The sequence below is a fragment of the Curvibacter sp. GW821-FHT01G03 genome, from assembly GCF_059422285.1.
Window position 1 is genome coordinate 326,772 of the sequence record NZ_JBWKWP010000002.1, and the last position, 20,860, is coordinate 347,631.

Genomic DNA, 20,860 nt, shown 5'->3' on the forward strand with positions numbered 1-20,860 from the left:
AAGCGCCGTTCAGCGCAGGTTGTCCAGCGCGTTGGCCGCCCCCTGCAGGGCGGGTGACACCTGGCTGGTGATCACCCAGGTCGGCACCTGGCTCAGATACGCGCTGAAACGGCCCTTGGCCTCGAAGCGGCGGCGGAAATCAGAGGCCGCAAAGAAATCCAGCAGGCGCGGCACGATGCCCCCGCCGATGTAAACCCCCCCACGGGCCCCCAGGGTGAGGGCCAGATCGCCCGCCACATCGCCGAGAAAGCGGCAGAACAGCTGCAGCGTCTGCTCAGCGGCCGAGCCGGGTTCGCGCAGGCCGGCCTCGATGATCTGTGGGGCCCCGGCGCTGTCGTCGGCGGGCAGGCCCTGCACCTGGCGCAGGGCCTGGTACAGCTCGGGCAGGCCTGTGCCCGACACCACGCGTTCGGCCGACACATGACCGTGGCGCTGGCGCAGCACCTCGATCACCGCAAACTCCTGGGCGTTCATGGCGCACACGCTCACGTGGCCCCCTTCGCCCGCCACCGGGGCCCAGGGGCCCTGAGGGCCGGCCGGGACCAGCCCCGACACCCCCAGGCCTGTGCCCGGGCCGATCAAGGCCACGGCGGCACCCGTGGCCGCCGTGCCGCCGCCCACGGCGCGCAGGTCGTCGGCTGGCAGGCTGTGCAATGACAAGGCGAGGGCCGTGAAATCGTTCAACAACAGCAGGCGCGACAGACCCAGGCCGGCGCGCAAGGCCTCCACAGAGAACGCCCAGTGGTGGTTGGTCATGCGCACGGCGTCGCCATTGACCGGGTTGGCAATGCCAAAGGCCGCGCGGGCGGGCTGTGCCAGCTGCTGTGTGCTCAGGTAGTGCTGCACTGCGGCCAGCAGGCTGGGGTGTTCGGCACAGGGCACGACTTGCACCTGAGTGATCGGGCTGCCGGCCTGGTGCTGCCAACCGAAACGGGCATTGGTGCCGCCAATGTCGCCCAGCAGGCGTGGAAACTCGGGGGGCGGCGTGGTGGTTTCGGGGGCGCGGGCTTCGTACATGGGGCTTGCAGCTGGGCAGGTAGCGAGAGGGGTTGAAGAATAGCCTCGGCGAGGCTTTGTAATTTTATTACGTCTTCGAGGGTGGCTGTGTAACTTGTTGGCAGGGCTGGCCTGGCGGCGGCGCCTTGCCGGCGAAGTCCCTGAGCCTGCCGCCCGTACATCGTGCGTGATAGAGTCCGCCCAAACAACAAAGATCCGGTCCCCGGCAGATCAACCCGCGGCCAACAGGCGTTTCGCTCGGCGCCTGCCGCATTGGAGACAAAAAGATGCAAAAACGTCAATTTTTTCAGCGTGTCGCGCTGTCAGCACTGGCCCTGGCGGCTGCCCAGGCCGGCACGGCGCTGGCGCAGGACGCCGGCAAATTCAAGATCGGCCTGATCCTGCCCATGACGGGCCAGTCGGCTTCCACCGGGCGTCAGATCGAGGCGGCAGCCCGGCTTTACATGGCGCAGAACGGCGACACCGTGGCCGGCCGCAAGGTCGAGCTGATCGTGAAGGACGACACCGGCCTGCCCGACGTGACCAAGCGCATCGCCCAGGAGTTGGTCGTCAATGAAAAGGTCAATGTGCTGGGCGGCTTCGGTCTGACCCCGCTGGCCCTGGCCACGGCGCCGATTGCCAGCCAATCCAAGACCCCGATGGTGGTCATGGCAGCGGCCACCTCCAGCATCACCCAAGCCTCGCCCTTCATCGTGCGCTCCAGCTTCACGCTGCCGCAGGTGACGGTGTCGATGGCCGACTGGGCGCCCAAGAACGGCATCAAGAAGGTGGTCACCCTGGTGTCCGACTACGGTCCGGGCATCGATGCCGAGAAGTTCTTCAAAGAGCGCTTCACCTTCAACGGTGGCCAGGTGGTGGATGCGCTGCGCGTGCCCCTGCGCAACCCCGACTTCGCGCCCTTCCTGCAGAAAGTGCGTGATGAAAAGCCCGATGCGCTGTTTGTCTTCGTGCCCTCGGGCGCTGGTGCGGCGGTGATGAAGCAGTTTCTGGAGCGCGGCATGGACAAGGCCGGCATCCGCCTGATTGCCACCGGCGACGTGACCGATGACGATCAGCTCAACGACATGGGCGATGGCGCCCTGGGCGTGGTCACCTCGCACCACTATTCGACCGATCACAACTCGCCGGTCAACAAGAAGTTTGTCGAGGCCTTCCAGAAAGCCAATCCCTCGATGCGCCCCAACTTCATGGCGGTGGGGGGCTACGACGGCATGCGTGTGATCTACGAGGCCCTCAAGGCCACCCAGGGCAAGGGCGATGGCACGGCGCTGCTGGGCGCCATGAAAGGCCAGATCTTCGAAAGCCCGCGTGGCCAGGTCTTCATCGACGCGCAGACGCGCGACATCGTGCAGAACGTGTACCTGCGCAAGGTCGAGAAAAAGAACGGCCAGCTCTACAACGTCGAGTTCGATGTGATCAAGGATGTGAAAGACCCGGGCAAGGCGCGCTGAGCGCCCGCCTCGGCACCATGGCCCCGTCCTGCGGACAGGCGGGGCTTTTGACTGACCACTGACGACCACTTGGGGGAAGCGCCGCCGTGTTGACGATTCTTTTTGACGGCGTGGCCTACGGCATGCTGCTGTTTGTGCTGGCCGTGGGCCTGGCCGTGACGCTGGGTCTGATGAACTTCATCAACCTGGCCCATGGGGCCTTCGCCATGGCCGGCGGCTACATCACGGTGATGGCCATGCAGCGCCTGGGCCTGCCGTTTCTGGCCTGCCTGCCGCTGGCCTTTGTGGGCGCCGGGTTGATGGGGGCCTTGCTGGAACGCACGCTGTACCGGCCCATGTACAGCAAGCCCCACCTGGACCAGGTGTTGTTCTCCATTGGCCTGGCCTTCATGGCGGTGGCCGGGGTGGACTACTTTGCCGGCTCCAGCCAGCAGAACGTCCAACTGCCCGAGTGGCTGCGTGGCCGCACCGAATGGGGCGATGGCCTGCTGCAACTGGGCATGGGCCATTACCGCCTGTTCATCATTGCCGTGTGTGCGGCGCTCACGGTGGTGTTGCAGCTGGTGCTCACGCGCACCCGCTTTGGCAGCCGGCTGCGCGCCGCGGTGGACGACCCACGCGTGGCCGCCGGCCTGGGCATCAATGTGAACCAGATCTTTCTGCTCACCTTTGCCGTGGGTTCGGGCCTGGCGGGCCTCGGCGGCGCGCTGGGGGCTGAGGTGCTGGGGCTGGACCCGACCTTCCCGCTCAAGTACATGATCTATTTTCTGATCGTGGTCTCGGTGGGGGGCACCTCGTCGATCACCGGCCCCTTGCTGGCCGCGCTGCTGCTGGGCGTGGCCGATGTGGCGGGCAAGTACTTCATTCCCAAACTGGGCGCCTTCATCGTCTACACGCTCATGATCATGATTCTTCTGTGGCGCCCGCAGGGGCTGTTCACCCGCCGGGGGGGCCGCTGATGCACCGCCCGAACACGGCTTCTGACATGCAGGCGACCCTGCTGCGCCGCTCGCGACCCCGGGCCTGGGAGTTCGTGGTCTGGGCCGCCGCCCTGGCCGCGCCGGCCGTGCTGCCCTCGCACGCGTTGATGATCAACGAGATCGCCATCGTGGCCTTGTTTGCCATGTCGCTGGACCTGATCCTGGGCTACACCGGCATTGTTTCGCTGGGCCATGCGGCTTTCTTCGGCTTTGGCGCCTATTCGGCCGCCTTGTTTGCCAAGCTGGTCATGCCCGACCCCACGCTGGGGCTGCTGGTGGCCGCCGTGCTGTGCACGGCGCTGGGGGCGCTGTGCAGTGTCACCATTCTGCGTGGCACCGACCTGACCCGGCTGATGGTGACCCTGGGCACCGCGCTGATTTTGCTGGAGTTGGCCAACAAGCTTGATTGGTTGACCGGTGGCGCGGATGGCTTGCAGGGCGTGACCATGGGCCCGGTGCTGGGCTACTTCGAGTTTGATCTGATGGGGCAGGTGGCGGCCTGGTACTCGCTGGGCGTGGCCTTGCTCTTGTTCGTGCTGATGCGCCGCCTGGTGCATTCCCCCTTTGGGGCCACGCTGATGGCGATCCGTGACAACCGCCTGCGCGCCATGGCCATCGGCATCCCGGTGGTGCAGCGCCTGGTGCTGGTCTATGCCGTGGCGGCTGGCGTGGCCGGCGTGGCCGGGGCCCTGCTGGCGCAGACCACGGGCTTTGCCTCGCTCGATGTGCTGGCTTTTGACCGATCGGCCGATGTGCTGTTGATGCTGGTCATTGGCGGGGTGGGGTGGTTGTATGGCGGGGTCGTCGGGGCCATCGTCTTCAAACTGCTGCAGGACAGCCTCTCGGCCATCACGCCGCAGTACTGGATGTTCTGGATCGGCCTGCTGCTGGTCTTGCTGGTGCTGGTGGGGCGTGAGCGGCTGCTGCGCCCCTGGACCTGGTTCGGCCGTGGTCGTGCGCAAGGGGGCCCGCGATGAGCGCTGCCTACTACGAAGCCATTGCCGAGACCACTCGGCCAGAGGCCCCGGTGGTGCTGGAGACGCGCTCTCTGGTGATGCGTTTTGGCGGCATCACCGCCACCAACCAGGTGTCGCTGCAACTGCGCCAGGGGGCCCGTCATGCGCTGATCGGCCCCAATGGGGCCGGCAAGACGACCTTGATCAACCAGCTCACCGGCGTGCTGGCCCCTTCCGAGGGCAGTGTGTGGCTGGATGGCCAGGACATCACCACCCTGGCGCCGCACCTTCGGGTGCAGCGCGGCCTGGTGCGCACCTTCCAGATCAACCAGTTGTTCGACAGCATGAGCCCGCTGCAGACGCTGAGCCTGGTGGTGTCACAGCAGCGCGGCCAGGGCGGCCGCTGGTGGCAGGCCCTGGGCCGCGACCGTGGTGTGGTGGAGCGCGCCGAGCAGTTGCTGGTGCAGTTCCACCTGGCCGATGTGGCGCATCAACCCACGCGGGTGCTGGCCTACGGCAAACGCCGCCTGCTGGAGATGGCGATTGCCCTGGCCTGCGAGCCCCGCGTGCTGCTGCTGGACGAGCCCGTGGCCGGCGTGCCGGCGGGTGAACGTGACGAACTGCTGCAGACCGTGGCAGCGCTGCCGGCCGATGTGTCGGTGCTGCTGATCGAGCACGACATGGACCTGGTGTTCAGCTTTGCCCGCCGCATGACGGTGCTGGTCAATGGCACGGTGCTGACCGAGGGTGAGCCCGAGGTGATTGCAAACGATCCCCAGGTCAAGGCGGTGTACCTGGGCCACGGAGACGCCCATGGCTGAGTTGCTGAACGTCGAGAACCTGAGCGCTGGTTACGGCGAGGCCGTGGTGTTGCACGAGGTGTCGCTGCGCCTGGACGAGGGCCAGACCCTGGCCCTGCTGGGGCGCAACGGCACCGGCAAGACCACCTTCATGAACACCCTGGCGGGCGCCACGCGTCAGCATGCGGGCCGCATCAGCTTGGGCGGCCAGGCCCTGAACCGCCTCAAGCCCCACGAACGGGCCGCCGCTGGCATCGGCTGGGTGCCGCAAGAGCGCAACATCTTCAAGTCGCTCACGGTGCATGAGAACCTCACGGCCGTGGCCCGGCCCGGCCCCTGGACGCCCGAACGGGCCTACCAGATGTTTCCGCGTCTGGCCGAGCGTCAGGGCAACCTGGGTACCCAGCTCTCGGGTGGCGAGCAGCAGATGCTGGCCGTGGCCCGTGCCCTGGTGCTGAACCCGCGGCTGCTGTTGCTTGACGAGCCGCTGGAGGGCCTGGCCCCCATCATCGTGGAGGAGTTGTTGCGGGCCCTCCGGGCCATCACCCGCGACGAAGGGCTGAGCGCCATCATCGTCGAGCAGCACCCGCAGGCCATCCTGGCGATCTCCGATGTGGCGGTGGTGCTGGACCACGGCACGGTGGTGCACCGCGACAGCGCCCAGGCCTTGAGCGAGCGGCCCGATTTGCTGGATCAACTGCTGGGTGTGGCGCGTCGCTGACATGGGGGGCGTTGAAAGCGGCCGTTTTCCACACTTGACGGCCGACAGTCGGTGCTTTTCGGCTGACGGGTCGTATCATCGCCGCAGCGTTTCAACCGAGGGTTTTCCCGTGTCCGATTGCATTGCGCGCCGTCAGGCGCTGGCTTCGCTGTGGGGGGCTGCGCTGCTCGGCAGTGGCTCAGTCCTGGCCCAGGCCCCAACATCCGCCCTGCGCTTTTCCGGTGCCTATGGCGACGCGGTCTTCCATACCCAGAACCTGCGTCAGTTTGCTCGCCGTGTGGCCGAGATCGCAGGCTCGCCTGTCGAGCTGGGGGTGAATTCCCAGCTCAAGCCCATGGCCGAGGTGTTGCCGGCGCTGGCGCAGGGGGAGTTGGCCTTTGGTGAGGTGCTGATGTCCTCCTACGGTGCCAAGTACCCGCTGCTGGCCATCGACTCCTTGCCTTTCATGGTTCGGGGCTTTGAAGATGCGGCCCACATGTGGGAGGCCTCGCGCAAGGCGGTGAGCGACGAGATGCTCAGCCACGGTGTGCGTGTGCTGTATGCCGTGCCCTGGCCGGGCCAGGGCCTTTACAGCCGCAGCGCGGTCAATCAGCTGGGTGACCTCAAGGGCCTGCGCTTTCGCGTCTACAACGACGCCACCAAACGCCTGGCCGAATTGTCGGGCGCCACGGCCACCACCATTGCGGCGCAAGACCTCTCCAAGGCCATCGAGACCGGCCAGGTGGACGCCATGCTCACCTCCAGCACCACCGGGGTCGACAGCCAGGCCTGGAAGGCCATGAAGTTCTTTGTGGACCTGCGCGCCTGGATTCCCAAGAACATGGTCTGTGTCAGCGATAAGGTCTGGAATGGCTTCAGCCCGGCGGTGCGTCAGAGCCTTCTGGAGGCCGCCAAACAAGCCGAAACCCAGGGTTGGCAACTGGCCCGCAGCGCCGATGAGGCGGCCAAGAAACAACTGGCTGAACAGCGTGTGCAGGTGGTGCCCCCCACCGCCGAACTGCGCCGCACCCTGGACCAATTGGGTGAACGCTTCGGCCGCGAATGGGCGCAGAAGGCCGGCATCACCGGCACCCAGGCCTTGTTGGGCTACTACGCCCGGCGCGGCGGGTGATACCGGCTCAGCCGGGGTTTTCGTTCAGTCCAGCTGCACGTTGGCCGTCTGAACCACTTTCGACCACTTGGCGGCTTCGGCCTGGATGAAGCTGCTGAATTGCTGGGGGGTGCCGGGGGCGGCTTCGGCGCCTTGCTCCAGCATCTGCTGGCGCACCTCGGCCTGGTTCAGTATCTGGTTGATCTCGGCATTGAGGCGGGCCACCAGTTCTGACGGGGTGGCGGCGGGCGCCCACAGACCGAACCACGAGGTGGCGTCGTAACCGGGCAGGCCGCTTTCGGCGATGGTGGGCAACTGGGGCAGGCTCGGAAAGCGGGCCGAGCCGGTGACAGCGATGGCACGCAAGGCGCCCGACTTGATGTGTGGCAGGGCCGAGGGCAGGTTGTCGAAGCTGCACGAGGTCTGGCCTGCCAGCAGGTCGGCAATCGCCGGTGCGCTGCCCTTGTAGGGCACGTGCACCATGTCCACCTGGGCCATCTGCTCGAACAAAGCCCCCGCCAGGTGGATGGAGGTGCCATTGCCGGCCGAGGCATAGGTCACCTTGCCCGGGTGGGCCTTGGCGTAGGCGATCAGCTCTTTCACGGTCTTGTAGGGCTGGCTGGGGTGCACCACCAGCACGTTGGGCACCTTGGCCACCAGGCCCAGGGGGGCGAAGTCGCGTGCCGGGTCGTAGGCCAGCTTCTTGTAAAGGAACTGGTTGATGGCGTGGGTGCCGATGGTGCCCATCAGCAGGGTGTAGGCGTCAGGGGCGGCCTTGGCCACCACCGCGGCTCCGATGCCACCGCCAGCGCCGGCCTTGTTGTCCACGATCACGGTGCCGCCCAGGCGGTTGCCGAGGTGGCGGGCCATCAGCCGGCCCAGGATGTCGGTGGTGCCGCCAGCGGCAAAGGGCACGACCACGGTCACCGGCTTGCCGCCTGGGTATTTGCTTTGGGCCAGCGCTGGCAGGGGGCTGCCCACGCTGGCAGCGCTGGCCAGGGCCAGCAACTGCCGGCGGTTCAGGGTCGGGTGGCTTGTCGTCATGCTTGTCTCTCGAAGGGGGAAGGCGCCCCGCAAAGACCGGCAGACGTCTGGTGGGCCCCGGGGCCGGCCGATTGTTGGTCAATAAACTGTGTTTGACAATCGGAGGAAAAATTGACGGTCTGTCTTATGAAATTTGACAATTCCAGGGTTTGACTCGGGTCAAGCGGTGCTTGGGGCCGCGAGAGACCTTCTGGCCTCAGCAACAGGCCGCCTGGCCGTAATTGGGCTTAGCGGTGCATTTGGGCTGAGCGGTGCACTTGGGCGGGGCGCGTTTGACGTTCAGCCCCTTGCAGTTCAAGCGGGTGTCGGATTGACGGGTCTGAATATGGATCGTATTCTGGCCGGCCAGGATTTCCAGGAGCTGCCATGTCCCTTGCCACCCAGATCAGGCCCATCACCTACTTGAAGTCGAATGCGGCGGACATTGTCAAAGGGTTTTCTGTCAATCCCGAGCCCATCATCATCACCCAGAACGGCGAGGCCAAGATGGTGGTGATGGACATTGCCGAGTATGAAAAACAGCAGGAGACGATGGCCCTGCTCAAGCTGTTGGCCCTGGGCAGGACCGAGTTCAAAGCAGGGCATTTCAGTGAGGCCAAAGACTTCCTCGATGAGATGGATGAGGGGGCATGACGCACCGTGTCGTCGTTCTGGACAGCGCCAAAGAAGACTTCAAAGACATCCAGCGATACGTCAAGCAGAACTTTGGCCAAACCGTCTGGCGTGCCGTCCACTAAGAGTATCAGGACGCTTTCAGGCGCATTCAGCAAGCACCCCAAGCTGGAAACCCCATTGAATGGCTGGCAGACCTGGGCATGTCCCATGTCCGCTACGTCCTGGTGCGACAAACCCGGCTGGTCTACGAGTTCGATGACAGTCTGGTCATCGTTCACCTCTTCATCGGGACCCGGCAAGATTTCAGAGCCCATTTGCTCAAGCGGCTGCTGAGGGGGTGATTTCTCTCGCCGCTGCACGCGGGTGCTGGCTCACGTTGGGGCCATGGTCGTTGGGGCATGCGCCCGCACCAGGCAGTCATGAAACAGCTGTGCGGCCCGCCCAGGCTGGGGCGAGCGGCGCAGCAGGCTGACGAACTGGCATTCGTAGTGCAGGGCTTCTGGCTGCACGGCCTGCATCAGGCCCTGGCGTTCGAAGGGCTCGGCATAGTGATCGGGCAGAAAGCCCAGAAAGCGGCCCGACAGGATCAGCGTGGCGATGGCCTCCTGGTCAAAGCCGGTGGCCCGGCGCGACAGGCGGGCCTGGTGGCTCAGCTCCATGTTGGGCGAGTGGTAGCCCAAGCCGGCAAAGTGCCAGCGGCGCAGGCTGTCCCAGTCCAGATCGCTGTGCTCGGCCCCGAACAGGGGGTGGCGGGCGCCGCAGTACAGCAGCATTTTTTCGTTGAACAGGTCGGCGTACATCAGGCTGGGCGAGCTGCGGTGAGCCGGGATCACGCCCACCTGCAGGCTGCCGTCAATGATGCCGCGCTCGATGGTGTTGATCGAGGCCACGCGCAGCACCAGGTTCACATCGGGGGCCTGCTCGGTGAACAGCGCGATGGCCTCATGGATGCGCGAGGCCGGGTTGCTGGCGGTCTTGTCGAACAGGGCCAGCTCCAGTTGCCCGCCCATGCGGTGGTGGATGTCGTCGACGCTGCTGCGAAAGCCGTCCACGGCGGCCAGCAGGCGCAGGGTTTCGTCATACACCCGCTGGCCCTCCTGGGTGAGGGCAAAGCCGGCCCGGCCGCGCCGGCACAGCACCAGGCCGAGGCGGGTTTCGAGGTCTTTCACATGGCGGCTCACGGTGGAGGTGCCGATGTTCAGCTCGAGTTCGGCGGCCGACATGCCGCCGCATTCGACCACGGTCTTGAACACCTGCAGCAGGCGCAGGTCCATGTCGCTGAGCTGGCCCAGGATGGCGCGGTTCTTGGTGGCGCGTTCGGCTGCAGGGGGGGGTGGGGGTGGGTTGTTTTTTACTTGCATAAATTGCGAAGTAAGTATTGATATTGATCCATTTTCAAGAATAACGGCGGCATGAAGAATGGGCAACTTGTTTCACCCACACTGCCACGTTCGCCGCGTGGCCCGACCGCCATGACCCAGCTCGCCGCCGAACCCTCTGCCACCCCGGCACCGGACACCTCTTTTGCCGGTCGCACCGATGCCGCGTGGCTTGAAGCCCACTGGATGCCCTACACGGCCAACCGCAGCTTCAAGAAAGACCCGCGCATCATCGTCGAGGCCAAGGGGGCCTACTTCACCGACGCTGATGGCCGCAAGATCTTCGACGGCCTGTCGGGCCTGTGGTGCAGCGGCCTGGGCCATGGCCGTCCCGAAATCACCGAAGCCGTGAGCCGCCAGATCGCCAAGCTCGACTACGCGCCGGCCTTCCAGTTCGGTCACCCCGGCTCGTTCGCCCTGGCCAACCGCCTCAAGGAGCTGACCCCGGCCGGCCTTGACTATGTGTTCTTCACCGGTTCGGGTTCTGAGTCGGCCGACACGTCGCTCAAGCTGGCCCGTGCCTACTGGCGTGCCAAGGGGCAGGGCAGCAAGACCCGCCTGATCGGTCGCGAAAAGGGCTACCACGGCGTGAACTATGGCGGCATCTCGGTGGGCGGCATCGGCGCCAACCGCAAGATCTTCGGCCAGGGCGTCGAAGCCGACCACCTGCCGCACACCCAGCCGGCCGCCGGCTCGTTCTACAAGGGCATGCCGCCCACGGGTGCCGAGTTGGCCGACCGCCTGCTCGACATGATTGCCCTGCACGATGCGTCGAACATCGCTGCCGTCATCGTCGAGCCCTTCTCGGGTTCGGCCGGCGTGGTGATCCCGCCCGTGGGGTATCTGAAGCGCCTGCGTGACATCTGCACCGCCCACAACATCCTGTTGATCTTTGATGAAGTGATCACCGGTTTTGGCCGCACCGGCGCCTTCACCGGGGCCGAGGCCTTTGGCGTCACCCCCGACATCCTGAACTGCGCCAAGCAGATCACCAATGGGGCCCAGCCCCTGGGGGCCGTGCTGGCCACCCAGGAGATCTACGACACCTTCATGGCGGTGGGCGGCCCCGACTACATGCTGGAGTTCCCGCACGGCTACACCTACTCGGCCCACCCGGTGGCCTGTGCCGCTGGCCTGGCCGCGCTCGATGTGCTGCAAAAGGAAGACATGCTGGGCCGCGTGCGCACCCTGGCCCCGTACTTCGAGACCGCCGTGCACAGCCTCAAGGGCAGCAAGCACGTGGCCGACATCCGCAACTACGGCCTGGCCGCCGGCATCACGCTGCAGGCCTTGCCCGGTGAGCCGGCCCGCCGCCCCTACGAGGTGGCCATGGCCTGCTGGAAGAAGGGCTTCTATGTGCGCTACGGTGGCGACACCATCCAGTTGGCACCCCCCTTCATCACCGAAAAGGCCGAGATCGACCGCCTGATCAACGCCCTGGGCGACGCCCTGGCCGAAACCGCCTGATCCAAGGCGCAAGCTCGCGCCAGCGCACGACATCGAGCCCGGGCCTGCCCTGTCGAAAGACGGGCAGGCCCGGGCTTTTTTGCTGGCGTTCCCCTGCATTGCGCCGCAGGGCTTGCCTGCTTAAGCTCCCAGCCCATGCCCTCTGAAATCACCCCCCAAGCCTCCACCGACGCCCAAGTGGCCCTGCCGGCCCCTCTGGCCCTCGATGCGGTAGCCCTGTCGCAGGCCATCCACCGGCGTGAACTGTCGTGTGTCGAGCTGATGCAGGCCACGCTAGGCCACATCGAGCGCCTCAACCCCCAGGTCAATGCCATCGTCGCCGCGTTGGAGCCCGAGGGCCTGCTGGCCCAGGCCCGTGAGCGCGATGAGCAACTGGGTCGCGGGCAGAGCCTGGGCGTGCTGCATGGCTTTCCACAAGCCCCCAAGGACATCGCCCCGGCCGCAGGCCTGATCACCACCCGGGGCTCTCCCCTGTTCAAGGGCCAGCTCACGCGCACCGATGCCCAGGTGTTCGCCCGCATGCGTGCAGCGGGCGCCCTCTTCATCGGGCGCACCAATTCGCCCGAGTTCGGCCTGGGCGGCCACACCTACAACAGCGTGTATGGCGCCACCGGTGGCGCGTACGACCCGACCCGATCGGCCGGTGGCAGCAGCGGCGGTGCTGGCGCGGCGGTGGCCTTGCACCTGTTGCCGGTGGCCGATGGCTCCGACATGATGGGCTCGCTGCGCACGCCGGCGGCCTTCAACCATGTGTTTGGTTTCCGGCCGTCTTTCGGGTGCGTGCCGCAGGGGCCGGCCGACGAGGTGTTCTTCCAGCAGTTCGGCGTCAGCGGCCCGATGGCGCGCAACGTGCCCGACCTGGGCTTGCTGCTGTCGGTGCAGGCAGGCTTTGATGCGCGCCAGCCTTTGACGCGGCAGCAGGACACTTCGGTCTACGCCGGCTCGCTGGCCCGTGATTTCCAGGGCACGCGCATTGGCTGGCTGGGCGACCTGGGCGGGCATCTGGCCACTGAGCCCGGGGTGCTGCCACTGTGCGAGCAGGCGCTGTGCCATTTCGAGGCGGTGGGCTGCGTGGTCGAGCCGGTCTTGCCGCAGGCCGATTTCGAGCGTGTCTGGCAGGCCTGGCTGGACCTGCGCAGCTTCACCGTGTCCGGCAATTACGCGCCCTTGTATGAGGACCCCAAGCGCCGTGCCCAGCTCAAGCCCGAGGCGGTGTGGGAGATCGAGCGGGGGCTGGCCTTGAGCGGGCCGCAGCTGTTCCGGGCCAGTGCGGTGCGCAGTGCCTGGTACCAGGCACTGCGGGCCTTGTTCGAGCGCTATGACTACCTGGTGCTGCCCTCGGCCCAGGTGTTTCCGTTCGAGCTGGCCCAGCATTGGCCGGCGCAGGTGGATGGGCGCACGATGGACACCTACCACCGCTGGATGGAGGTGGTGATCGCGGCCACGATGGGTGGGCTGCCGGCCCTCAGCGTGCCGGCTGGCCTGGGCGGGCCGCAAGGGCGCTGGCCCGTGGGCCTGCAGATCATCGGCCCGGCCCAGGCCGATTGGGCCGTGCTGCAGATGGGCCACGCCTACGACCAGGCGGGCGGCTTCTCGAAGGTGCACAGCCCCTTGCTGGCGGATTGAAAGACGGCCTTAGCCGGTGGCGCCCAGGCGCCGGCTCAGATCCAGGGCGCAGGCCTTGAGGGCCAGGGCCACCGGCCCGTCCAGAGCCGTGTCCAGTGTGGCGCTGGGGCCGATGCAGGCCAGCACCAGCACCAGCTGACCAAAGCCATTGAACACGGGGCTGGCCAGGGCGCTGATGCCCGTGATCAGGTGGTTGTTCACCACGCCCAGCCGGGTTTGCCGCACGCGCTCCAGTTCGGCGGCAAAGGTGGGGTCGTCCAGGGCGCCGGCGTCGCCGTCGCTGGCCAGGGCCATGGCCACGTCGTGGCGCGGCCGGTAGGCCGCAAACACCTGGCCCGAGGCCGTGTGGCGCACCGAGGCCGTGGTGCCGTGCCGCATGGCCACATACACCGCGGTCGGCCCTTCTTCGACCCGGATGATGGTCGGGCCGCGCGCGCCCCACACCGAGGCCGACACCGTGTGACCCAGGCGCTGCGCCAGGGCCGGCAACTCGGCGTTGGCCAGCTGCACCGGGTCGACCTGCTGCAGGCTGATCAGGCCCAGTTGCAAGGCCAGAGGCCCCAGGCCGTAGTGGCCACTCACGCCGTCTTGTTCGATCAGCCCCAGCTTGCCGAAGCTCACCAGATAGGGGTGGGCCTTGGCCGGGCTCATGTCGGCCTCGCGGGCCAGGTCTTTCAGGGGCATGCGGCGGCCTGTGTGGGCCAGCACCTTGAGCAACTGGCCGCCCACTTCCACGCTTTGGATGCCGCGCGGCGCGCGGGGGCCGGATTCGGGCTCCAGGCCTTGTTCTTCTTCGCTTGTGCTTCTCATGACCCGATTGTGCTTGCTCGCAGGCCCCCTGAAAGGGCTAGGGTTTTCACTTAAACGAATGGCTTAGACATGAATGAATTTTTTGCTTAGGATCAACGAATTCCGTTTAGGCGAACAAATTTGCCTATGTTGAATTTCAACCCACCCACGAGACCGACATGACGACCAAGACTTTTGCCTCTGCCGCCGACCTTGAAGTGAAGAAGGTGAGCTTCGACAAGCTGTCCGAGCACGCTTACGCCTACACCGCCGAGGGCGACCCCAACACCGGCATCATCATTGGCGACGACGCTGTGATGGTGATCGACACCCAGGCCACGCCGGTGATGGCGCAGGACGTGATCCGCCGCATCCGCGAAGTGACCGACAAGCCCATCAAGTACGTGCTGCTGAGCCACTACCACGCGGTGCGCGTGCTGGGGGCCAGCGCCTATGGCGCCGAGCACATCATCGCCAGCGAAGACACCCGTGACCTGATCGTCGAGCGAGGCCAGTTCGACAAGGACAGCGAGATCGGCCGCTTTCCGCGCCTGTTCCAGAACGTCGAAAGCGTGCCCGAAGGCCTGACCTGGCCCACCCTGACCTTCAACAAGAAGATGACCCTGTGGCTGGGCAGCGTCGAGGTGCAGATCCTGCAACTGGGCCGCGGCCACACCAAGGGCGACACCGTGGCCTGGCTGCCGCAAGAGAAGATCCTGTTCTCGGGTGACCTGGTCGAGTTCGACGCCACCCCCTACGCTGGCGACGCCTATTTCAAGGACTGGCCACAGACCCTGGACAACATCGCCGCGCTGAAGCCCGAGAAGCTGGTGCCTGGCCGTGGCGCTGCGCTGCAGACGCCTGAGCAGGTGCAGGCTGGCCTGGCCGGCACCCGGGCCTTCATCAGCGATCTGTACGAGAGCGTCAAGGCCGGTGCCGCCGCAGGCCAGGACCTGCGCAAGGTCTATGAAGCCACCTTTGCCAAGCTGCAGCCCAAGTACGGCCAGTGGGTGATCTTCAACCACTGCATGCCTTTTGACGTGACCCGTGCCTACGACGAAGCCACCCAGTTTCCCGACCCCCGCATCTGGACTGCCGAGCGCGATGTGCAGATGTGGAAGTCGCTGGAAGGCTGAACCCCCAATCCGCAAGAGTCCAGGTGTGAGGAGACAAGCCGCATGAACCCCCAAGACATTCCTTTCGAAGCCCTGCGTGGCACCGGGCCTGAGGTGCAGGCCATCGAGTTCCCGTACCGGCGCAGTGCCGATCAGGACGCTGCCACGCCGGCGCGCCACCCGGTGGTGGTGGTGGGCGCCGGCCCGGCCGGGCTGAGCCTGGCCATCGACCTGGCCCAGCGCGGCCAGCCGGTGGTGGTGCTCGACAACGACTACCGCCTGTCCATCGGCTCGCGCGCCATCTGCTTTTCCAAGCGGGCGCTCGAGATCTGGGACCGCCTGGGCGTGGCCCCGCGCATGGTCGAGAAGGGCGTGTCCTGGAACGTGGGCAAGGTTTTCTTCCACGATCAGCAGGTCTACCAGTTCAACCTGCTGCCCGAAGATGGGCACCTGCAGCCCGCCTTCATCAACCTGCAGCAGTACTACGCCGAGGCCTACCTGGTCGAGCGCGCGCTGCAGCTGCCGTTGATCGACATCCGCTGGCACAACAAGGTCACGGCCGTGGCGCCGCGTGCCGACGGTGCACGGGTCAGCATCGACACGCCCGAGGGCGCCTGCCAGCTCGATGCCGACTGGCTGGTGGCCTGCGATGGCTCGCGTTCGCCGGTGCGCGCCATGCTGGGCCTGGAGAGCAAGGGCCGCATCTTCCAGGACCGCTTCCTGATCGCCGACGTCAAGATGCAGGCCGACTTTCCGACCGAACGCTGGTTCTGGTTCGATCCGCCCTTTCACCCGCACCAGAGCGTGCTGCTGCACCGTCAGCCCGACAACGTCTGGCGCATCGACTTCCAGCTCGGCTGGGACGCCGACCCCGAAGAAGAGAAAAAGCCCGAGAACATCCTGCCGCGCGTGCGCGCCCTGCTGGGGCATGACGCGCAGTTCGAGCTTGAGTGGGCCAGCGTCTACACCTTTGCCTGCCTGCGCATGGACCGCTTCGTGCACGGCCGGGTGATCTTTGCCGGTGACAGCGCGCACGGCGTTTCACCGTTTGGCGCACGCGGTGCCAACAGCGGCGTGCAAGACACCGAGAACCTGGCCTGGAAGCTCGACTGGCTGCTCAAGGGCCGCGCCGGCGAGGCCTTGCTGGCCACCTATGGCCCCGAGCGCGAGTACGCGGCCGACGAGAACATCCTCAACTCCACCCGGGCCACCGACTTCATCACGCCCAAGAGCGAGATCAGCCGGCTGTTCCGCGACGCCACCCTGGACCTGGCGCGCGAGCATGAATTTGCCCGCCGTCTGGTCAACAGCGGCCGGCTGTCGGTGCCGGCCACGCTGCAGGGCTCGGTGCTCAACACCCCGGATGGGGATGCGTTTGCCGCACCGCGCCAGGTGCCCGGCGCCGTGCTGCTCGATGCCCCGGTGCGCCGCCCCGAAGGTCAGAACAGTTGGCTGTTGCGCGAGCTGGGCGCTGACTTCACGCTGCTGTGCTTCGGCCCCGTGCCCGCCTGGGCCGCCGGCCTGCCGCATGTGCAGGCCATCGGCATCGGCCACGAGCTGCTCGACCCGCAAGGCCTGGTGGCCCAGCGCCTGGATGCCCAGCCCGGTACCGCCTACCTGATCCGCCCTGACCAGCACGTGAGCGCTCGCTGGCGTGCCCCCACCGAAGCCGCCGTGCGCGCCGCCTTGGCCACCGCGACCGCGACGGCCACCGCCGCCTGAGACCCTGGAGACACCGACATGCTCAACACCCAAGCCAACCTCGGCGCCTGCGACGACTTCTACGACGCGCTGATCCAGTCCCACCAGGGCCTCAGCACCGAGCAAAGCCATGCCATGAACGCCCGCCTGGTGCTGCTGCTGGCCAACCACATCGGCGATGCCGACACCTTGCAGCATGCTTTGCAGCTGGCCCGCGGCAGCGCGCCGGCCCAGGCGCCGGTGGCGCCCGAGCGCGCCGCCATCACCCCGGTGGCCCCGGTGCACGCCGCGGCCTGAGGCCCGGCCCAGCCTCGCCCCAGCGGCGCTCAGCAACGCCTCTGTTCTCTGGCCTGCCTTCCGTGGCGGGGCAGGGGGCATTGCGCCCTCATCAAAACAACAAGCCATTCCAAAAACCACACCCGAATCGGAGACAACACCATGCAACGCAACACTTTTCTGACCGCCCTGGCCACGTCCTGGCTGGGCCTGGCCCTGGGCAGCGCCGCCCTGGCCGCTGCCAATGACAAACCCCTGGAATGGGTGGTGGGCTACGCCGCCGGTGGGGGCTCGGATGTGGTGGCCCGCACCATTGCCGAATCCATGGGCACCAGCCTGGGTCGCACCATCATCATCAACAACAAGCCCGGCGCGGGCACCAACATCGCTGCTGAGTACGCGGCCCGTTCCAAGGACTACGGCAATCTGGTGTTCTCGGCCGACTTTGCCACCCTGGCGGCCAATCCCTTCCTGTTCAGCAAGCTCAGCTACAGCGCTGAAAAAGACTTCCAGCCCGTGGGCCTGTTGGTGCGCTTCCCGATGTTCCTGGTGGTGTCCAACCAGGTGCCGGTCAGCAACTACAAAGAGTTTGTCGCCTGGGCCAAGGCACAGACCGATGGCGTGAACTGGGCGTCGGCCGGCCCGGGCAGCCCGCACCACCTGGTGGGCGAATTGTTCCGCGAGCAAAGCGGCCTCAAGCTCACCCATGTGCCTTACCGCGGCGCGGCCCCGGCCATCACCGATGTGGTGGGCGGTCAGGTGCCTGCCATGTGGGTGGACAGCGCCACCGCCTATCCCTTTCTGAATGGCGGCAAGCTCAAGGCCATCGGCGTGGCCAGCCCGCAGCGCGTGGCCACCATGCCCGACGTTCCCACCCTCAACGAACAAGGCCTGAAAGGCTTCGAGGGCTATGCCTGGCAGGGGTTGGTGGTGCCCACCGGCACCCCGCCGGAGGTGGTGAACAGCCTCAGCAAGGCCTTGCAGACCGCGCTCAACTCGACCACCGTCAAGGCTCGCCTGCAGGCCCTGGGCGTCGAGCCGCTGCCCGGCACGCCGGCCCAGATGGCCAGCTACGCCAAGACCGAGCGCGAAAAGTGGGGCCGCGTGATCAAGCAGGTGGGGGTGAAACTGGATTGATCCACGCCAGTGGCGGCCCGGCCTGAGGCCGCCACGCGGTCATCAACCCGGTGACTTGTCTTTGATGGGCCGCTCCTGCTCCGCCAGCCACTGCCAGGCCGGGGCGGGGCGGGCGAACAGGTAGCCCTGCAAGGCGTCGCAGTGGCTTTGGCGCAGAAAGTCGGCCTGCTCGGCGGTTTCCACGCCTTCGGCCACCACACGCAGGCCCAGGTGCTTGGCCATGGACAGGATCATGCGCACGATGGCCGTGTCATTGGGGTCTTCCGGCGTGTCCTTGACAAAGCTGCGGTCGATCTTCAACTCATACAGCGGCAGGCGCTTGAGGTAGGCCAGGCTGGAGTAGCCGGTGCCAAAGTCGTCGATCGAGAAGCGGATGCCGAGTTGGGCCAGGGCCAGCATGCGGGCCACGGTCTCCTCGAAGTCGTCGATCAGCAGGCCTTCGGTCACCTCGAAGATCAGGCTGTGCGCAGGGGCGCCGGTGCGTTGCAGCACCTCTTTCACCCGGCCCACCAAGTCGGGCTGGCGGAACTGGCGCGGGCTCACGTTGATCGACAGCGGGATGTCGTGGCCGCGCGCCTGCAGCAACACCAGCAGTTCGCAGGCCTGCTGCAGCACCCAGTCACCCAGGGCGATGATCTGGCCCGACTTTTCGGCGGCAGCAATGAAGCGGTCGGGCGGCACCAGGCCGCGCTCGGGGTGCTGCCAGCGCAGCAGCAATTCGGCCCCATCGATCTGGCCACGGGCGTCGAACTGGGGTTGCAGGTAGACCACCATCTGTTGCTGGGCCAGGGCTTTTTCCAGGTCGTTCTCGAGCGCCAGGCGTTGCTCGATGTCGGCCTGCATGCTGGTCTCGAAAAACGCGATGCGGTTGCGCCCGGCACCCTTGGCGCGGTACATGGCGGTGTCGGCCTCGCGCAGCAGGTCGGCCGGGGTCTGCTGACCGAAGGGGAACAGGGACACGCCGATGCTGGCGCCCAGGCTGTAGCGCTGCTGCTCCAGCTCGAAGGGCTGAGCCAGCCGCTGGCGGATGCGCTCGGCCAAGGCCATGGCCTCGCTGGCACCGGCGGTCAGGGTGTTGCTCAGGATCGGGGCCAGCACCACGAACTCGTCCCCCCCCAGCCGTGCCACCAGGTGGCCTTCGCGCAGCAGGCTCACCAGCACGGCCGCGGCATGGCACAGCACGGCATCGCCCACGGCGTGGCCACGGGCATCGTTCACGTCCTTGAAGTGGTCCAGGTCGATGAACAGCAGGGCGCCCACCTGGAACCCGCTCTGCGCCTGGCTCAGGGTCTGGCTCAGGCGGTCCATGAACTGGCGCCGGTTGGGCAGGCCGGTCAGGGGGTCGAAATAGGCCAGAACATGGATGGCCTGCTCGGCCGATTTGCGCTCGGAGATGTCGCGCATGATGTTCGAGACCCCGGTGATGCGGCCGCCTTCGTCGGTCAGCGGTGACAGCGTGAGCTCGATGTCCAGGCGCGTGCCGTCCCGGTGCAGACGCTGCGTTTCGATGCGCTCGGCGCGCTCACCCTGGCGCACCCGCTCCAGGATCTGGCGTTCCTCAAGTTGGCGCTCCTGCGGCACGATGATCTGGCTGGACTGGCCCAGGGCCTCGGCCTCGGTGTAGCCCAGCAGTCGGCTGGCCCCGGGGTTCCAGGACGCGAGGCGTCCATCCAGGTCATGGCTGATGATGGCGTCGTCCGAGCTTTCCACGATGGCCGCCAGCCGGGCCCTGGCCTGCTGCATCATCTCCTGCTGGCGCAGCAGTTCGTGCCGGCGGCGTTGCGCGCTGCGCTGCACCAGCAACAGCCCGACCAGCAGCAGGCTGATCAGGAAATAGGGCACCTGCATGTTGCTCCACCACACGGCCCGCATCTCCTGCATGGGCAGGGTCACGAACAGGGTGGCCGGGTAGTGGCTCATGCGGCGGTAGACATTGAGGTTGTCCTGGCCTCCGATCTCATTGCGGCCCTGCAGCGTGCCCTGGGCTGGGAAATGGCGGGCCTGCAGCTCGCGGAACAGGGCGCCCCGGCGCTGCTGGCCGTAGATCTGCTGCATGCTCGCGCTGGCCGGGTTGGGGTAGCGGCTGCGCAGGTAGCCGTCATCACCCAGGATGCCGATCGAGGCCCGCTTCACGATGGGGGCGTTCTGCCAGAAGGTCTGCAGCAGTTCGGCCGGCAGGTAGGCTGTCACCATGGCCTGCAGGCGGCCTTGACGATCGCGCAGCGCATGGCGCAGCGGGATCATCCAGCGCTGTGTCAGGGTGCCCAGGGCAGGGCGTCCGAACACAAAGTTCTGCCCTCGGATCATGGCGGCGCGTGCTTCCATGAAGGTGTCCCGCGTGGCCAGCGAGGGCATGACGGTGCCCGCATCGGCCTGGGTCGAGAGCAGCATCTGCCCGTCCTGGCGGATCAGGCTCACGTCCAGCAGTTCGGGGTGCCGGCGACTGTAACGGCGGACCCGTTCCAGATCGTACTGGCCCTCGGGGGTGGGGGACTCTTGCAGTTCCTCGGCCAGCCCGCTCAGGCTGACATGCAGCAGTTGAAAGTAATGATCGGTTGATTTTTCGCCGAGCTCCGTCACCGTGCTCAGCTCAGCGATCAGGCTATTGCTGACCTGCTGCCAGGTGGTCCAGGTGTAGAGACCGGTGAAGCCCAGCACCAGCAGAATCATCAGTGCCATGCTGCGCCAGGGCGCGG

18 protein-coding genes are annotated in these 20,860 nt (G+C 66.6%); 13 read left to right on the forward strand and 5 right to left on the reverse strand.

All coding sequences use genetic code 11. The annotated features are described in order from the left end of the window. Positions 1-9: 9 nt before the first annotated feature. Positions 10-1,017, reverse strand: coding sequence for a glucokinase (locus AC07VS_RS03670; protein ID WP_494656405.1), 1,008 nt, complete (start codon positions 1,015-1,017; stop codon positions 10-12). Positions 1,018-1,283: 266 nt separating this feature from the next. Here AC07VS_RS03670 and AC07VS_RS03675 point away from each other — a divergent pair, with 266 nt between their 5' ends. The 6 genes from AC07VS_RS03675 to AC07VS_RS03700 all read left to right on the forward strand — a co-directional run bounded on the left by AC07VS_RS03675 (position 1,284) and on the right by AC07VS_RS03700 (position 7,036). After that, positions 1,284-2,468, forward strand: a complete 1,185-nt coding sequence (locus tag AC07VS_RS03675; RefSeq protein WP_492346905.1) for an ABC transporter substrate-binding protein — start codon at positions 1,284-1,286, stop codon at positions 2,466-2,468. Between the two features lie 86 nt (positions 2,469-2,554). After that, on the forward strand, positions 2,555-3,427 hold the full coding sequence (locus AC07VS_RS03680; RefSeq protein ID WP_492346906.1) for a branched-chain amino acid ABC transporter permease: 873 nt from the start codon (positions 2,555-2,557) through the stop codon (positions 3,425-3,427). Between the two features lie 26 nt (positions 3,428-3,453). Then, a complete protein-coding gene (locus AC07VS_RS03685) occupies positions 3,454-4,425 on the forward strand; it encodes a branched-chain amino acid ABC transporter permease (RefSeq protein ID WP_494750238.1) in 972 nt (323 codons plus the stop codon). Further along, positions 4,422-5,225, forward strand: coding sequence for an ABC transporter ATP-binding protein (locus tag AC07VS_RS03690; protein ID WP_494656407.1), 804 nt, complete (start codon positions 4,422-4,424; stop codon positions 5,223-5,225). Before AC07VS_RS03685 ends, AC07VS_RS03690 begins: the two co-directional genes overlap by 4 nt. Beyond that, complete coding sequence (locus tag AC07VS_RS03695; RefSeq protein WP_492346909.1) at positions 5,218-5,925, forward strand: ABC transporter ATP-binding protein; 708 nt, start codon at positions 5,218-5,220, stop codon at positions 5,923-5,925. The genes AC07VS_RS03690 and AC07VS_RS03695 overlap by 8 nt, the downstream gene beginning before the upstream one ends. A 109-nt stretch (positions 5,926-6,034) precedes the next feature. Then, the gene (locus tag AC07VS_RS03700) at positions 6,035-7,036 is read left to right on the forward strand and encodes a TRAP transporter substrate-binding protein (protein ID WP_492346910.1); all 1,002 of its coding nucleotides are present in this window, start codon (positions 6,035-6,037) and stop codon (positions 7,034-7,036) included. A 24-nt stretch (positions 7,037-7,060) separates the two neighbouring features. Here the strand turns inward: AC07VS_RS03700 and AC07VS_RS03705 are convergent, their stop codons facing one another. Beyond that, positions 7,061-8,059: a Bug family tripartite tricarboxylate transporter substrate binding protein gene (locus AC07VS_RS03705; protein ID WP_492346911.1), complete on the reverse strand. Its 999-nt coding sequence runs from the start codon at positions 8,057-8,059 to the stop codon at positions 7,061-7,063. A gap of 366 nt (positions 8,060-8,425) precedes the next feature. Here AC07VS_RS03705 and AC07VS_RS03710 point away from each other — a divergent pair, with 366 nt between their 5' ends. Then, the gene (locus AC07VS_RS03710; protein ID WP_494656408.1) at positions 8,426-8,692 is read left to right on the forward strand and encodes a type II toxin-antitoxin system Phd/YefM family antitoxin; all 267 of its coding nucleotides are present in this window, start codon (positions 8,426-8,428) and stop codon (positions 8,690-8,692) included. Between the two features lie 353 nt (positions 8,693-9,045). Here AC07VS_RS03710 and AC07VS_RS03715 read toward each other — a convergent pair whose 3' ends face one another. Further along, the gene (locus AC07VS_RS03715) at positions 9,046-10,035 is read right to left on the reverse strand and encodes a LysR family transcriptional regulator (protein ID WP_494656410.1); all 990 of its coding nucleotides are present in this window, start codon (positions 10,033-10,035) and stop codon (positions 9,046-9,048) included. Between the two features lie 111 nt (positions 10,036-10,146). Here AC07VS_RS03715 and aptA point away from each other — a divergent pair, with 111 nt between their 5' ends. Continuing rightward, positions 10,147-11,520: an omega-aminotransferase AptA gene (gene aptA, locus AC07VS_RS03720; protein ID WP_492346915.1), complete on the forward strand. Its 1,374-nt coding sequence runs from the start codon at positions 10,147-10,149 to the stop codon at positions 11,518-11,520. 135 nt (positions 11,521-11,655) lie between these two features. After that, positions 11,656-13,146 carry an amidase gene (locus AC07VS_RS03725; RefSeq protein WP_494750239.1) on the forward strand — a complete coding sequence of 497 codons (1,491 nt, stop codon included), beginning with the start codon at positions 11,656-11,658 and terminating at the stop codon, positions 13,144-13,146. Between the two features lie 9 nt (positions 13,147-13,155). Here AC07VS_RS03725 and AC07VS_RS03730 read toward each other — a convergent pair whose 3' ends face one another. After that, on the reverse strand, positions 13,156-13,956 hold the full coding sequence (locus AC07VS_RS03730; protein WP_492346919.1) for an IclR family transcriptional regulator: 801 nt from the start codon (positions 13,954-13,956) through the stop codon (positions 13,156-13,158). A gap of 158 nt (positions 13,957-14,114) precedes the next feature. On the opposite strand from AC07VS_RS03730, the gene AC07VS_RS03735 reads away from it, so the two are divergent. From AC07VS_RS03735 to AC07VS_RS03750, 4 genes are all read left to right on the forward strand, one after another. Then, positions 14,115-15,071, forward strand: coding sequence for an MBL fold metallo-hydrolase (locus AC07VS_RS03735; protein WP_494656414.1), 957 nt, complete (start codon positions 14,115-14,117; stop codon positions 15,069-15,071). A 42-nt stretch (positions 15,072-15,113) separates the two neighbouring features. Beyond that, entirely contained in the window at positions 15,114-16,772 is a 1,659-nt protein-coding gene (locus AC07VS_RS03740) for an FAD-dependent oxidoreductase (RefSeq protein ID WP_494750240.1), read from the forward strand. An 18-nt stretch (positions 16,773-16,790) separates the two neighbouring features. Beyond that, positions 16,791-17,048, forward strand: coding sequence for a DUF2783 domain-containing protein (locus tag AC07VS_RS03745; protein WP_492346922.1), 258 nt, complete (start codon positions 16,791-16,793; stop codon positions 17,046-17,048). 141 nt (positions 17,049-17,189) lie between these two features. Then, a complete protein-coding gene (locus AC07VS_RS03750; protein WP_492346923.1) occupies positions 17,190-18,164 on the forward strand; it encodes a Bug family tripartite tricarboxylate transporter substrate binding protein in 975 nt (324 codons plus the stop codon). A gap of 42 nt (positions 18,165-18,206) precedes the next feature. Here AC07VS_RS03750 and AC07VS_RS03755 read toward each other — a convergent pair whose 3' ends face one another. Continuing rightward, positions 18,207-20,843, reverse strand: a complete 2,637-nt coding sequence (locus AC07VS_RS03755; RefSeq protein ID WP_494750241.1) for a bifunctional diguanylate cyclase/phosphodiesterase — start codon at positions 20,841-20,843, stop codon at positions 18,207-18,209. Positions 20,844-20,860 lie beyond the last annotated feature (17 nt).

Excerpts from the sequence above, each read along its gene's own strand:
- AC07VS_RS03740 (WP_494750240.1), top strand. The coding sequence starts at position 15,114 with ATGAACCCCCAAGACATTCCTTTCGAAGCCCTGCGTGGCACCGGGCCT.
- AC07VS_RS03710 (WP_494656408.1), top strand. The coding sequence starts at position 8,426 with ATGTCCCTTGCCACCCAGATCAGGCCCATCACCTACTTGAAGTCGAAT.
- AC07VS_RS03670 (WP_494656405.1), bottom strand. The coding sequence starts at position 1,017 with ATGTACGAAGCCCGCGCCCCCGAAACCACCACGCCGCCCCCCGAGTTT.
- AC07VS_RS03755 (WP_494750241.1), bottom strand. The coding sequence starts at position 20,843 with ATGGCACTGATGATTCTGCTGGTGCTGGGCTTCACCGGTCTCTACACC.
- AC07VS_RS03745 (WP_492346922.1), top strand. The coding sequence starts at position 16,791 with ATGCTCAACACCCAAGCCAACCTCGGCGCCTGCGACGACTTCTACGAC.
- AC07VS_RS03705 (WP_492346911.1), bottom strand. The coding sequence starts at position 8,059 with ATGACGACAAGCCACCCGACCCTGAACCGCCGGCAGTTGCTGGCCCTG.
- AC07VS_RS03725 (WP_494750239.1), top strand. The coding sequence starts at position 11,656 with ATGCCCTCTGAAATCACCCCCCAAGCCTCCACCGACGCCCAAGTGGCC.
- AC07VS_RS03750 (WP_492346923.1), top strand. The coding sequence starts at position 17,190 with ATGCAACGCAACACTTTTCTGACCGCCCTGGCCACGTCCTGGCTGGGC.
- AC07VS_RS03685 (WP_494750238.1), top strand. The coding sequence starts at position 3,454 with ATGCAGGCGACCCTGCTGCGCCGCTCGCGACCCCGGGCCTGGGAGTTC.
- aptA (WP_492346915.1), top strand. The coding sequence starts at position 10,147 with ATGACCCAGCTCGCCGCCGAACCCTCTGCCACCCCGGCACCGGACACC.
- AC07VS_RS03715 (WP_494656410.1), bottom strand. The coding sequence starts at position 10,035 with ATGCAAGTAAAAAACAACCCACCCCCACCCCCCCCTGCAGCCGAACGC.
- AC07VS_RS03675 (WP_492346905.1), top strand. The coding sequence starts at position 1,284 with ATGCAAAAACGTCAATTTTTTCAGCGTGTCGCGCTGTCAGCACTGGCC.
- AC07VS_RS03730 (WP_492346919.1), bottom strand. The coding sequence starts at position 13,956 with ATGAGAAGCACAAGCGAAGAAGAACAAGGCCTGGAGCCCGAATCCGGC.
- AC07VS_RS03735 (WP_494656414.1), top strand. The coding sequence starts at position 14,115 with ATGACGACCAAGACTTTTGCCTCTGCCGCCGACCTTGAAGTGAAGAAG.
- AC07VS_RS03690 (WP_494656407.1), top strand. The coding sequence starts at position 4,422 with ATGAGCGCTGCCTACTACGAAGCCATTGCCGAGACCACTCGGCCAGAG.
- AC07VS_RS03695 (WP_492346909.1), top strand. The coding sequence starts at position 5,218 with ATGGCTGAGTTGCTGAACGTCGAGAACCTGAGCGCTGGTTACGGCGAG.